Source organism: Duganella alba, from assembly GCF_009674495.1.
Classification (GTDB): Bacteria; Pseudomonadota; Gammaproteobacteria; order Burkholderiales; family Burkholderiaceae_D; genus Rugamonas; species Rugamonas alba.
Genome location: NZ_WKJN01000036.1, coordinates 1 through 13,121, shown reverse-complemented (window position 1 = coordinate 13,121; position 13,121 = coordinate 1). Strand labels below are relative to the sequence as shown.

General features: G+C 63.9%; 12 protein-coding genes and 1 pseudogene. 7 read left to right on the top strand and 6 right to left on the bottom strand.

All coding sequences use genetic code 11. The features are described from left to right. Positions 1–28: 28 nt before the first annotated feature. Both GJ695_RS25325 and GJ695_RS25320 read left to right on the top strand, forming a co-directional pair. The gene (locus tag GJ695_RS25325; protein ID WP_154369724.1) at positions 29–1,918 is read left to right on the top strand and encodes a CocE/NonD family hydrolase; all 1,890 of its coding nucleotides are present in this window, start codon (positions 29–31) and stop codon (positions 1,916–1,918) included. Positions 1,919–2,125: 207 nt separating this feature from the next. Beyond that, positions 2,126–2,500, top strand: a complete 375-nt coding sequence (locus tag GJ695_RS25320) for a VOC family protein (protein WP_154369721.1) — start codon at positions 2,126–2,128, stop codon at positions 2,498–2,500. Here GJ695_RS25320 and GJ695_RS25315 read toward each other — a convergent pair. Next, on the bottom strand, positions 2,497–3,876 hold the full coding sequence (locus GJ695_RS25315) for a reverse transcriptase family protein (protein WP_154369719.1): 1,380 nt from the start codon (positions 3,874–3,876) through the stop codon (positions 2,497–2,499). The two genes, GJ695_RS25320 and GJ695_RS25315, sit on opposite strands and share 4 nt — an antisense overlap. Positions 3,877–4,094: 218 nt before the next feature. Beyond that, entirely contained in the window at positions 4,095–4,424 is a 330-nt protein-coding gene (locus tag GJ695_RS25310) for a beta/gamma crystallin-related protein (protein WP_154369717.1), read from the bottom strand. Between the two features lie 93 nt (positions 4,425–4,517). Here GJ695_RS25310 and GJ695_RS25305 point away from each other — a divergent pair, with 93 nt between their 5' ends. Beyond that, a complete protein-coding gene (locus tag GJ695_RS25305) occupies positions 4,518–5,876 on the top strand; it encodes an MATE family efflux transporter (RefSeq protein WP_154369715.1) in 1,359 nt (452 codons plus the stop codon). Positions 5,877–5,994: 118 nt separating this feature from the next. Further along, a complete protein-coding gene (locus GJ695_RS25300) occupies positions 5,995–8,208 on the top strand; it encodes a S9 family peptidase (RefSeq protein ID WP_154369713.1) in 2,214 nt (737 codons plus the stop codon). A 63-nt stretch (positions 8,209–8,271) separates the two neighbouring features. On the opposite strand, the gene GJ695_RS25295 is transcribed toward GJ695_RS25300, so the two are convergent. Continuing rightward, positions 8,272–8,472: a CsbD family protein gene (locus GJ695_RS25295; protein ID WP_110846884.1), complete on the bottom strand. Its 201-nt coding sequence runs from the start codon at positions 8,470–8,472 to the stop codon at positions 8,272–8,274. Positions 8,473–8,548: 76 nt separating this feature from the next. Beyond that, the gene (locus GJ695_RS25290) at positions 8,549–9,178 is read right to left on the bottom strand and encodes a class I SAM-dependent DNA methyltransferase (RefSeq protein ID WP_154369711.1); all 630 of its coding nucleotides are present in this window, start codon (positions 9,176–9,178) and stop codon (positions 8,549–8,551) included. 167 nt (positions 9,179–9,345) lie between these two features. On the opposite strand from GJ695_RS25290, the gene GJ695_RS25285 reads away from it, so the two are divergent. The 3 genes from GJ695_RS25285 (at position 9,346) to GJ695_RS25275 (ending at position 11,290) form a co-directional block, all read left to right on the top strand. Then, positions 9,346–9,936 carry a hypothetical protein gene (locus GJ695_RS25285; protein WP_154369709.1) on the top strand — a complete coding sequence of 197 codons (591 nt, stop codon included), beginning with the start codon at positions 9,346–9,348 and terminating at the stop codon, positions 9,934–9,936. Positions 9,937–10,031: 95 nt separating this feature from the next. Next, positions 10,032–10,859 (top strand): HDOD domain-containing protein, encoded by an 828-nt coding sequence (locus GJ695_RS25280; protein ID WP_154369706.1) that lies wholly within the window; start codon positions 10,032–10,034, stop codon positions 10,857–10,859. A 152-nt stretch (positions 10,860–11,011) separates the two neighbouring features. Then, positions 11,012–11,290, top strand: a complete 279-nt coding sequence (locus GJ695_RS25275) for a flagellar protein FliT (RefSeq protein ID WP_154369704.1) — start codon at positions 11,012–11,014, stop codon at positions 11,288–11,290. 127 nt (positions 11,291–11,417) lie between these two features. Here GJ695_RS25275 and GJ695_RS25270 read toward each other — a convergent pair whose 3' ends face one another. Together GJ695_RS25270 and GJ695_RS25265 are read right to left on the bottom strand one after the other, a co-directional pair. After that, entirely contained in the window at positions 11,418–12,632 is a 1,215-nt protein-coding gene (locus GJ695_RS25270) for an aspartate aminotransferase type Ic (protein WP_154369702.1), read from the bottom strand. A 105-nt stretch (positions 12,633–12,737) separates the two neighbouring features. Beyond that, positions 12,738–13,121 (bottom strand): annotated as a pseudogene (locus GJ695_RS25265) (hypothetical protein); the annotation flags it as partial.

Here is a 13,121-nt window from a genome sequence, read left to right as displayed (position 1 = left end):
CACGGTCCATTTCAACAGGAGCCAGCTCTTGAAGCACAATCTCATCCGCCTGACCGCCCTCACGCTGGTCGTCGCCCAGACCACGGCCGCCGCTCAGGATTACAGCAAGTACAGTCCCGCCGCGCTCGACGCCGAACTGGCGCAAACCACCATTTCGCGGCTCGGCGTGATGGTGCCGATGCGCGACGGCGTGGCGCTGTCGACCGATATCTACACGCCGAAAAATGCGCCGGCGCACCAGCCGGTCATCCTGTGGAAGACGCCGTACAACGAACACAAGCTGGCCGGCCCGACGCTGCGCTATGTGCTGGAATCGGTCAAGCGCGGCTATACCTTCATCGTCCAGAACGAGCGCGGCCGCTATTTCTCGGAAGGCAAATGGGAAATCCTCGGGCAGCCGCGCACCGACGGCTACGACGCCCTGACCTGGATCGCCAAGCAGCCCTGGTCGAACGGCAAGGTGGGCACGCTGGGCTGCTCCTCGTCCGCCGAGTGGCAGCTGGCGCTGGCCGGCATGAACCATCCGGCCCACGCCGCCATGGTGCCGATGTCGGCCGGCGCCGGCATCGGCAAGGTCGGCCGCTTCCAGGAACAGGGCAACTGGTACACCGGCGGCGTGCCGCGCAACCTGTTCTTCGTCTGGCTGTACGGCGTCGACAACCCGCTGCGGGCGCAATTGCCGGCCGCGCTGACGGACGAGAAGCTGCGCGCGCGCATCGAGGCCTACAACGACCTGGAAGTGCACAAGCCGAAGGTGGAGTGGGCCAAACAGCTCAAGCACCTGCCGGTCAACCAGATCCTGACCTCGCTGGGCGAGCCGCCGGCGACGTTCGAACAGTTCATCGACCGCACGCCGGCCGATCCGGCCTGGCAACAGGGCGGCCTGTACCACGAGGGCATGGGCTGGGGCGTGCCGGCGCTGTGGTTCAATACCTGGTACGACGTGTCGGTCGGGCCCAATCTTGAGCTGTTCAATGCGGCGCGCGCGGCCAACACGGACCCGGAGGCCAGCGCCAACCAGTACACGGTGGTGGCGCCGGTGGCGCACTGCAAATATGCCAGCCTCGGACCGGACACCGTCGTCGGCGAGCGCAATATGGGCGACACCAGTTTCAACGTCGACGCCGCGATCTATTCGTGGTTCGACCGCTGGCTGAAGGGCGATGCCAAGGCCTTCCCGGCCGCGACGCCGCATGTGCGCTATTACATGATGGGCGCCAACCGCTGGCAGGAGGCGGCGCAGTGGCCGCCGCAAACCGCCCGTCCGATGCGCCTGTATCTGCGTTCCAACGGCAACGCCAACAGCCTGAATGGCGATGGCCGCCTGGCGCCCGAGGCGGCGCAGGCAGCCGAGGCCGCCGACCGCTACCGCTATGATCCGATGAATCCGGTCCAGACCATCGGCGGCGGCGACTGCTGCAACGGCGGCGTGGTGATCCCGGGCGCCTTCGACCAGCGCCCGATCGAAGCGCGCAACGATGTGCTGGTCTATACCAGCGATCCGCTGCCCGCCCCGCTCGACGTGGCCGGCTTCGTGGACGCGGTGCTGAAGGTGTCGTCCAGCGCCCGGGACACGGACTTCGCGGTCAAGCTGGTCGATGTCGCCCCGGACGGCACGGCCTGGATCATCGGCGACACCATTTTCCGCGCGCGTTACCGCAACGGCTACGACAAGCCGGAGATGATGACGCCGGGCGCCGTCTACACCATCCACCCGACGCCGATCACCACCGCCATCCAGTTCGGCAAGGGCCACCGCATCCGCGTCGAAGTCACCTCGTCGAACTTCCCCAAGTTCGTGCGCAACCTCAATACGGGTGGGCCGAACGAAAGCGAGAAGGAGGGCGTGGTGGCGGATAACCTCATCCACCACAGCGGCGAGGCGCAGAGCTATATCGAGTTGCCCGTGCTGCACTGAGGCACGCGGCTTACCGCATGACGGTGAACTCCACGCCGGATTCGACATCCGGCGTGGAGGAAGAAAATTGCTGGCCGGCGCTGAACGATAGGCCTTCGTCGAAAAATGCATTGTGTCTTCATGTCGATTGATTGGCATACGCCTGCTGACAGAAACTGACAGGGGCCGCCCCTACACTGACGTTCCTTTTTTGAATTGGAACTCAGTATGAAATTCGCATCCGTTCGTCTTGTGACCGAGCAGTTCGAGGCGCTGCTCGCCTTCTATCAACAATTATCCGGCGTCGAGCCGGCGCGGCTGGCCGAAGGCTTTGCGCAGGTGCACTTCGATGGTGTGCTGCTGGCGATTGCGGCGCAGGAGCTGGTGACGCGCTTCAACGCCGGTGCGGCTGTCGCCGGCGCCAACCGCTCGGCGATCCTGGAGTTCGAGGTGGACGATGTGGCGGCGGTGGGCGAGCGGCTGGCGCGTGACAACGTCGAGATCGTCATGCCGGCCACGCGTATGCCGTGGGGGAATATCTCGCTGCTGCTGCGCGATCCCGACGGCAATCTGGTCAACATTTTTTCGCGGCCGGCCGTCTAGCGCCAGACGATGGCGTCCGCCAGCCGCTGCAGGCGCGCCGCGCGCTGGGCGTTGACCATCCTGACGTAGGAAATCCTGCCGGCCAGGTAGGCGCGGAAGTCGGCGCGACCGTCGCGGTTCTGCGAGGCCGGGCCGTGGCGCACGCAGTTGGTCAGCGTGGCTTTCAGTTGGTCGTATTCGTCGCGGGCGATGTTGGGATGGCGATTGATGACCACGCCTGTCACCTGTTGGCGCGTGCCTTCGCGCATCAGCCGGGTCTTGCGGGTGTTGACGCGGAAGCCTTCTTCCAGCGCGATGGCGGCGACCTGGATGTGAAAGCGGTCCGCCGCGCGGGCGAAATCGCGGTCGCCGGAAAACACCAGGTCGTCGGCGTAGCGGCTGTAGACCGCCCCGAGCGACTGCGCCAGCGCGTCGAGGCGGATGTCGAGCCGGTATGCGCACAGATTGGCCAGCGCCGGCGAGCACGGCGAACCTTGCGGCAGGTGCGGCGATTTCAGCGCCTGGCGTTCGCTCCACGTCACGGCATCGGCCACCTGGCGGCCGTGCAATGCGCCGTTCGGCGTGCGGTTCACGCACAGGCGTGCCAGCAGGCCGGCCACCTTCTCCGGGTAGCCCAGCTTTTCGAACAGCGCCACGATGCGCGCGTATTGGATGCTTGGAAAAAAATCCTTCAGGTCCATGCGGATGACCGTGTGCCGGCCGGCGTGCAGCGCGGCGTGCGTGACGCTGGAGCGGCCGCGCCGGAAGCCGTGGGCGGCCGCATGCGGCGGCGTCAGGTCGAGGAGCTGGCGCAGGATTTGTTGCTGGATCCGCCGCAGCCGGGCCTTGGGAATTTCGATCAGGCGCAGGCCGCCGCTGCGTTTCGGCACCCAGCGGTAGTGGTAATGCTGCAGCCGCGCTGGCGCGTTGTGCGGCAGGCGCCATTGGTCGGCCAGCCAGCCAAGTGCGCCGACAGGTTCGTCCAGCCAGGCGGCCAGCGCGCCGACGCTGTGCAGCTGCGGCAGTCCGAGCGCGACCAGCCAGTCGGCTTGCGGCGGGCGCAGCGGCGGATCGATGCAGTAGCGGCGCACCGGCGGCAGTTCGGTGACCAGCGGCGCGCTGTCGGCGGCGGCGGTATCGGCGTCCTCGGCGGCGGCGCCTTCGCGCTCCTCTTGCGCGCGCGCCAGCAGTTGCCGCAGCAGGTCGGCGATTTCGTACCGGCTGAAGTAATGGAAGTTGTCGCCGGTGCGCGCGAGCAGCGCGGCGCACACTGGCGGCGCCCACGGCTGCGGGGCGTCGAACACGCGGGTGCAGGCGGCGATCTGGCTGGCCAGGTGGGCCTCGGTGGCAAGCAGGGTGTCAGCCAGCGCCAGCAACGTCAGTTTTTCAATGGCCATGCGCAGTGGTCGGGGCGGAGCACTTTCAACGAGTCTCGTGATGCGTGAGCTGTCTTGCGCGGGAGCGCAACGCGGCTCAGGCGGCGAAGTGCTGAACAATCAATATCCCACGGGGTAGCCCCGCAGAGGCTGTCCCTGCACGCGGCAAGAACAGGCCGGCTTGAAAGGTCCGCCCCGCTGTCACAGTAGCGGAGTTTTAGTTAAAAATCAACAATACCCTACTTGGCGGCGGCCTTGGCGCGCTTGGCCTCGACTTCGCGCACCGAGGAGATCATGTTGTTGAAGCCCTTGAGCTCGGCGTATTCGCCTTCCGGCAGGATCAGGCATTTGCCGTGGTAGTGCTTTTCCGCGCACACTTCCCACGTGCCCTTGTGCACGATGACGCTGGAGGTCTTGTCGTTGAAGCCTTGCAGGTCCAGGTCCGGCACCGCCTCGTGCAGGGTGATCGCCGGTCCGCCCAGGTGCTCGCGCGTGTACAGCGTGATGTCGCCGGCGCAAACGCTGGAACAAACGGCGCCCAGGGCGGCCGCGGCGAGGATTTTCTGCATGAAGGTCTCCGAATTCGGGCTGAGCGAGCATGATAGCGCGCAAAACTGTTAGCAACCCAGTAAAATTGTGCGTTTCTGTAACGCCTGCCCCCGATGCCGCATACCTTTACCTTTCCTAACATTCGCCGTGAAATCGCCGCCCTGTGGCAACTGGCCTGGCCGGTGCTGGTCGGCCAGCTGGCCACGGTCGGCATGGGCGTGGCCGATGTCGCCATGACCGGCCACACCAGCGCCGACGAGCTGGCGGCCGTGTCGCTGGGCGCCTCGGTGTGGGCGATTATCCTGGTGACGGTCAGCGGCGTGATGATGGCGATTAACAGCATCGTCGCCCACGACGTCGGCGCCGGCGCCCTGGACAAGGTGCCGCACGCGGTGCGCCAGGCGCTGTGGAAGGCGCTGGCGGTTGGCGTGACGGCGGCGGCGCTGGCCAACCTGGCTACGCTGGTGTTCGACTACCTGTACCTGACGCCGCATGTGCACCGCCAGGCCTCGCTGTTCGTCCACATCATCAGCATCGGCCTGCCGCCGTTTGCCGCCTACCGCGCGCTGTATGGCTACAGCACCAGCATCAACCAGACCAAGCCGGTGATGGTGATCGCCATCCTCGGCCTGCTGTTCAATGTGTTCGTCAACTGGCTGCTGGTGTTCGGCAACTGGGGCCTGCCGGCGCTGGGCGGCGTCGGCTGCGCGGTGTCGACCGGGCTGTGCATGTGGCTGATGCTGGCGGCGATGATCGTCTGGCTGCGCGTGGCGCCGGCCTACCGCGCCACCTACCCGTTCACCCACTGGGAGTGGCCGCACTGGGCCGAGATCGCGCCGATGCTGCGCCTCGGCCTGCCGATCGGCGTCACCTATTTTGCCGAGGTCAGCGCGTTTGGCGCGGTCAGCCTGCTGGTGGCGCGCTACGGCGTGGTGGAGATTTCCGCGCACCAGATCGCGCTCAATTTCAGCTCGCTCACCTTCATGGTGCCGCTCAGTTTCGGCATCGCGCTGATCACCCGCGTCGGCCAGGCCATGGGCGAAGGCCTGCCGGTGCGGGCACGCTTCGTGGCCTGGATCGGCGTCGGCATGGCGCTGGCGTTTGGCGTGCTGTCGGCGCTCTTGATGGTACTGTGCCGCCACCAGATCGCCGCCGCCTACACGTCCGATCCGGCGGTGCAGGCGCTGTGCGCCTATCTGCTGGTGTTTGCCGCGCTGTTCCAGCTGTCGGACGCCACCCAGGTGGCGACCTCCAGCGCCATCCGCGGCTACAAGGTGACGCGCGCGCCGATGCTGATCCAGCTGCTGGCGTTCTGGGGCGTCGCGCTGCCGCTCGGCTGCTGGCTCGGCCTGGGCCACGACATGGCGGCGGCCGGCTTCTGGATCGGCCTGACCATCGGCCTGACGGTGGCGGCCGTGCTGCTCAGCTGGGCGCTGGCGCGGCTGGCCGTGCAGCGCGTGCGCGAGGCTTGACCGAAGGAAAAACGGTTTTCCGGCACGGATTCAGAATCTTGCTGTCTCGCCACGGCCGTTCCGGTCTGGTATCGTCTTGGATTCTTTCACTGAGAATCAACCAAGGGATATCGCCCACATGCGCTTCATACTTTGCTTCCTTGCCCTGCTGGCCGGCACCAACGCCGCCGCCGAAAAACTGACCCTGGACCGCATCCACAACGATCCGTCGCTGAGCGGTCCCGGTGTGCGCAGCCTGAAAGTCTCGCCGGACGGCGCCCGCGTCACCTTCCTGCGCGGCCGCGACGACAACCAGTTCCAGCTCGACCTGTGGGAATACAACCTCAAGGACAAGACCACGCACCGCCTGGTTGATTCCAAGACCCTGGTGCCGGAAGAGAACCTGTCGGATGCCGAAAAGGCCCGCCGCGAGCGCGCCCGCACCGCCAGCCTGAAGGGCATCCTGAGCTACAGCTGGTCGCCGGACGGCAAGCGCCTGCTGGTGCCGATCGCCGGCAACCTGTACCTGATCGACGCCGCCAAGCCGGACCAGGCGCGCATGGTCGCCTCGGGCAATGTGCTCGATCCGAAGATTTCGCCGCAAGGCCGCTACGTCTCCTTCGTGCGCGACCAGAACCTGTTCGTCATCGACCTGAGCACCGGCAAGGAAAAGCAGCTGACCACCGACGGCAAGGACACCATCCACAACGCCGAAGCCGAGTTCGTGGCGCAGGAAGAAATGTCGCAGACCACCGGCTACTACTGGGCGCCGGACGATTCGGCCATCGCCTACAAGCGCTACGACGAAGCGCCGGTGCCGGTGGTACGCCGCTTTGAAATCTTCGCCGACCGCACCGAAGTGGTCGAGCAGCGCTACCCTGCCGCCGGCGATCCGAACGTGCTGGTCGAGCTGAAGATCGTCTCGCCGGTCAGCGGCGAGATCCGCGACGTGGCGCTGGGCGGCAACAAGGACATCTATCTGGTGCGCGCCGACTGGAGCGCCAACAGCAAGGCGCTGCTGTTCCAGCGCCAGACCCGCGACCAGAAGAAACTGGAGCTGGTGTCGGTCGATGCCGCCACGCTGGCGCAGAAAGTGCTGATCACCGAAACCTCGCCGACCTGGGTCAGCATCTTCGACGACCTGCGCTTCCTGGCGGATAACAAGGGCTTCGTGTGGGCGTCGGAACGCAGCGGCCGCAAGCACCTGTACCTGTACGACATGAACGGCACGCTGAAGCACGCCATCACCAAGGGTGAATGGGGCATCGACCGCCTGCTGGCGCTGGATGAGAAAAAAGGCCTGGTGTACGTCGCCTCCAACCGCGACGCGGTGATCGACAGCCAGACCTACTCGCTGAAACTGGACGGCAGCACCGCCGACAAGCCGACCCGCGTCACCCAGGGCGACGGCTGGCACGATTCGTCGTTCGCCCGCAATGGCGAAGTGTTTGTCGACACCTACTCCAGCCCGGACACGCCGCCGCAAGTGAGCATCCGCCGTCCGGACGGCGCCATGATCGAATGGCTGGAGCACAACGAGCTGAACGCCAACCACCCGTACGCCAAGTACCTGGACGCGCACCTGAAAACCGAATACGGCACGCTGAAAGCCAAGGACGGCCAGACCCTGTACTACTCGATCATCAAGCCAAGCGGCTTCGATGCGTCGAAGAAGTATCCGGTGTTCCTGTCGACCTACGGCGGTCCGCACTCGCAACACGTGTCGCGCAAATGGGGCAACTTCTTTGACCAGTACATGGCGCAGCAAGGCTTCGTCGTGTGGCGCCTGGATAACCGCGGCTCCTTCCGCCGCGAGCGCGCCTTCACCGACGCCAACTACCATCAACTGGGCCGCGTCGAGGTGGAAGACCAGCTGACCGGCGTGGAATGGCTGGGCAAGCAGAGCTTCGTGGATGCCAAGCGGATCGGCGTGTTCGGCTGGAGCTATGGCGGCTTCATGACCCTGCGTCTGCTGGCCGAAGCATCGGACAAGATCGCGATGGGCGTTTCGGTTGCGCCGGTCACCGACTGGTCGCTGTACGACACGCACTACACCGAGCAGTTCATGGGCACGCCGAAGGAAAACGCGGCTGGGTATGACTACAGCGGCGTGTACTCGCATCTGGATGGCCTGAAGTCGCCGCTGCTGCTGATGCACGGCATGGCCGATGACAACGTCCTGTTCACCAACACCACGCGCATGATCGACGCGCTGGTCAAGCGTAACGTGCACTTCGAGCTGATGACCTACCCTGGCGCCAAGCACGGCATCTCCGGCCGCGCGCCGCAGCGTCACGTGTACGGCAACATCGAGGCCTTCTTCAAGAAGAACTTGAAGCCCGAGTCGAACTAACTGTTCGCCCAACAAAAACAGCCGCTAAAAAGCGGCTGTTTTTACATCAGCACCAGCTAAGAATTAGCGGTTGCCTTTGTTGATGTCGTTCACGGTATCCTTGACGGCTTCCTTGGCATCGCCGTAGCCCTTCTGGACTTTACCTTCAGCCTGTTTGTTCAGGCCCTTGGCTTGCTGTTCCGAGCTACCGACCAGTTTGCCGGCTTCTTCCTGAATTTTACCGCCGACGTCTTTCAGCGTACCTTTGACTTGATCCTTGTTCATGATGAACTCCTTGTAGTAGCTAGAGGGCACACAGCCCAGTGCTGTGTGCATGGAGTCCACTATAGGCCGCTGGCGATCAAACTTCTGTGCGCTCGCGAACGCTGCGCCAAACACTGGCCAACCATGGCTGTTGCTCGCGCGGCAGACCGCTTGGCCGGTAGTAATGTTGGACCGCAACAAAGCCTGCTGCGGTCAGGTAACGTTCCCAGGTTTCGTAATCGTAGTAGCTGCCGTAGCGCGGGCCGTTCCAGCCTTCGCTGTTGTCGCCGCGCGGATTGGAGCTGAACAGCACGCCGCCGGTTTTCAGTGCGCCATGCAAGTCGCGCAGCACCTGCGGCAGCGCCGCGCTCGGTACGTGGAACAGCGAGGCGTTGGCGTAGATGCCGTCGAAGGATTCGGCCGGCAAATCCAGCTTGACGAAGTCCTGCTGCCACACTTCGCAGCCGCTGTAGGCGCGCGCCATGTCGACGAACCTGGCCGAACCATCGACGCCGATCGGCTCATGCCCCATTTGCCTGAACGTCTTCAAGTCCCGGCCCGGCCCGCAGCCCAGGTCCAGCAGGCGAAATGGCGCGGGCGCCTCGATCGCATCCAGCAAGGCCGCGATGTTCTGGCTCACATCGTGATCGATGGTCCCGGCAAAGAACTGCTCCGCCGTGCGCTCGTAATGGCGCAGTGTGGTTTGTGTGATTTCTTCCGTTTTCATTCCGGGAGTATACAGGTAGGGAGTCCGATTTCACTGTGTGCGGCAACCTTACTATTTTGCCCGTCTAATTCTTACTATTCTCGACTAAGTTGAACTTTGTGCAGTGCACCGTGGTCTAACGAGTACAGATTCTGCGAAATTAGATCATTTTAGTAAGGAGAAATAGTATGGATCCCGCACACATCGATTTCATACCACCGGCCACGCGCTCCGCACTGCAGAGCTTCCTTGCCCGCACGCGCAGCACGCTGTCGCTGACGGAGGCCATTGCCGCTGCGGTCGAACTGTGGATTGCGCAGCAAACCGCCGCCGCGCGCCTGTCGCAGCGCGGCTATCAATGGAAGCAGCTGTTCCTGCCCGACACCACCACCCTGCGCATGACCTACAAGGAAATGACTTTTTACGCCAAGGTGGTCGATGATGAAATCATCTTCCGTGGCCACGCCGTGTCGCCCTCGCAAATGGCGAACAAGGTCGCCGGCGACGGCCGCAACGCTTGGCGCGACCTGTGGCTGCTGCTGCCGAACGAGCGCAACTGGGTCAACGCGGCGGCACTGCGCGCGCAGCTCGCCAGGCGATTGGACCAGCAACCGCTGTCGCCGGCCGAAGCCATCACCGAGGCGGCCAGGGCCATGAACACCACACTGAACGCCGCCATGCTGCTGATCCAGCACGTTGACCACCAGTCCACCACCATTGTCGAACGCCGCCTGCCGAAAAACCGCCGGGAATACGACCTCATGGAAGACGTTCACTGAAAAGCGACGAAAGGGCACCAAACCTCTTCTGTCATTCGAGGAATCCCTATATAGTTAGCTTATAGCAACGCGCCTATTACCCCCAGGAGATAAATATGAAACTTGATGCCCTGTTCCAGAATCCAACTGCGTTGCCTACCGCGCCCAAGGTCGTGGAAGAGCTGATCAGCAGTTTCGACAAGGCCAGCGTCTCGACCGAAGAGATCGCAAAGAAATTGTCGACGGACCCGGTACTGAGCGCCAAGCTGCTGCGCCTGGCCAATTCGGCCTACTACCACGTGTCGCGCAGCATCGGCACCGTCGAAGACGCCGTGCTCATGCTCGGCTTCGTCACCGTGCGCACACTGGTCATCAGCTCCGGCCTGGTCAGCGGCTTCAAGACTGTCCCCGGCCTCGACCTGAAGCAGTTCTGGAAATACAGCCTGCACACCGCCGTGGCGGCCAAATGGATCGCCAAGAAAACCAAGGAAAACACCGACCTCGCCTTCACCATCGGCATGATGCACGCCATCGGCCAGCTGGTGATCCACTCGGCCGCGCCGGAACAAGCGATGGCGCTCGACAAGGTCGCCGGTCCGATGGACGCGCGCCGCCTGGACGCCGAACAGGCCTCGCTGGGCTACACCTTCGCCGACGTCGGCGCCGAGCTGGCCAAGCGCTGGAAATTCCCGGTCGCCTTCTCGGAAACCATCCTGGCCTTCCCGGAACCACACCACAATGGCGAGCTGAACCGCCTGGCAGCCGTGGTCGCATTGGCCGCCTGGCGCGCCCGCGTCGACCTGGCCGGCCTGAACGAAGAGGAAATCGCTGCCTGCTACCCGGTCGACCTGGCCGAGGAACTGGGCTTGGAAGACAACGCCCTGATCGACGACATGCCGCCGCCGGACGAACTGAGCGCAGGCCTGGAAGAGCTGGTCAAATAATCAAGTTTTAGTTTTAAAACATCGAAATCCGCCTGTTTTTCACTGCAGGCGGATTTTTTTTCAAATTATTTTCAAAAAACCCTAAAGTTCCCGCTCAAGGCGACGTTAATCAGGACATGCGGCACTCCGCGTCAACTTAGCCAGGTGGAATTATGACCTCTTCCGAAGTCCTCTCGATGTACGAAAACATTGCCGGTTTGACCAATCAAATGGCCGCTGCCGCGCGCATGGGAGATCTGGACCGCCTGGGCAAATTGGAAACCGAATGCGCGACCAAAGCGCGCGCCGCCGCCACCGGCGTTGCCGCCACGAGCGGCGCCCAGCGCCTGCGCAAGATCGACCTGCTGAAACAGATCCTGGCCAACGACCGCGAAATCCGCGACCTGACCGATCCATGGATGAACACCATCCCAGGCATGCAACACCAATAAGCCAGTCCCAAAAAAAAGCAAAAGCGCCAAATGGCGCTTTTTTTTCGTCCGCCCGCGTGAGCCGCAAAGCGCTTGAAGCCGAGGGGGCTGCCCCTGCGGGTCAGACCCCTGCATGCCGCCGTGCGGGTTAAGCAGCCAACGCGAGGCGCAACGACAAAGCAATCCCCTGCGCCGCTTTGTTAATCTCCTCCAGCGAAGGAAAACTCGGCGCAATACGGATATGACGATCCTTGGGGTCCAGCCCATACGGGAACGCTGCCCCAGCCGGCGTCAAGGTAATACCCGCCTCCTTGGCCAGCGCCACGGTGCGCTTGGCCGCGCCATCCGGGGTAATCAGATCAATGAAATAACCACCCTCAGGATGCGTCCACGACACGCCCGGCACATCGCCCAGCAGCGCCTGGAACTGCGCCAGCACCGCATCGAACTTCGGTTTCAGCAACTGACGATGCTGCTCCATCAGCGCCTCGACGGTCGGCAAATCCTTCAGGAAGCGCACATGGCGCAGCTGGTTGATCTTGTCCGGGCCGATGCTGCGTATTCCCGCATGCCTGGTCCACCACGCCACATTGGCCGGCGACGCCGCCAGCGCCGCCACGCCAGAACCGGCCCAGCTCACCTTGGACGACGACGCAAACACAATCGCGCGGTCCGGATTGCCGGCCTTGGCGCACGCCGCCAGAATGCTGGCCACCGCCAGCTTCTTCTCGCCCAGGTGGTGGAAGCGGTACGCGTCATCCCACATCAGACGGAAGTCCGGCGCCGCCGTCTTCATCGCCGCCAGGCGCGCCACCACCTGATCCGAAAACACCACGCCGCCCGGATTGCTGTACTTCGGCACGATCCACATGCCCTTGATGCTGGCGTCCTCGGCCACCAGTTTTTCCACCAGATCCATGTCCGGACCGTCGGCGTTCATCGGGATATTGATCATCTTGATGCCGCGCGCCTCGCAGATGGCGAAATGGCGGTCGTAGCCCGGCACCGGGCACAGAAAGGTCACCGGATTCTGCACCCACGGCGCATGGCCCGGCACGCCGTTCAGCAGGCTGTACATGATCACGTCATGCATCAGCGACAGGCTGGAGCTGCTGTCGACCACCACCTGCGCGGCCGGCACGTCCAGCAATTCGGCAAACAGCGCGCGCACCTCCGGCAGGCCGATGGTGCCGCCGTAGTTGCGGGCGTCGGTGCCGTCGGCGGCCTTGTAGGTGTCGAGCGCGTCCATGAGCGAATTCGACAAATCCAGTTGCTCCGGCGACGGTTTGCCGCGCGACATATCGAGTTTGAGGCCGAGTTGCTGGAAGGCTTGGTACTGTGCTGAATGATCTGCTGCGCTCATGGGGAGTGTCTCTCTATGGTGGGAAAATAGCGCCAAACACTATACCCCAGATTGCCTGAGCGAAGGCAGAGCTTCCAGCTATAAGCTTATGCGCTTACCGCATGACTAGGCGACCGATTCCGGCGTCGCCTCGGCCACCGGTTCGGCGGCCGGCTCCGGCGCGGTTTTCTTGCGGAAGCCCTGCCAGATCTTCAGCGGTCCGCTGCCGGATGTTTTCTTGCGCCACCAGAAGAAGCCGGCGCCGAGCAGCGCCAGCAGGCCGACGCCGCCGGCCGCCAGCGGCAAGGTGTAGTCGGTCGGCTGTTCGACCGGCTTTTCCTTTTTGTATTTCAGCTTGGGCAGCACGCGCACCTGCTTGACCGGTCCGGTCGGCACCGAAGCCGCCGCGCTGGCGCTGGCGCTCGCCTCCGCGCCCGCCGAGGCCGCCTTGGCCGCATGCGCCTCCGTCTCGCCCTGCGCCGCCATGCTGGCCGACGCCGAAGCAGCCTC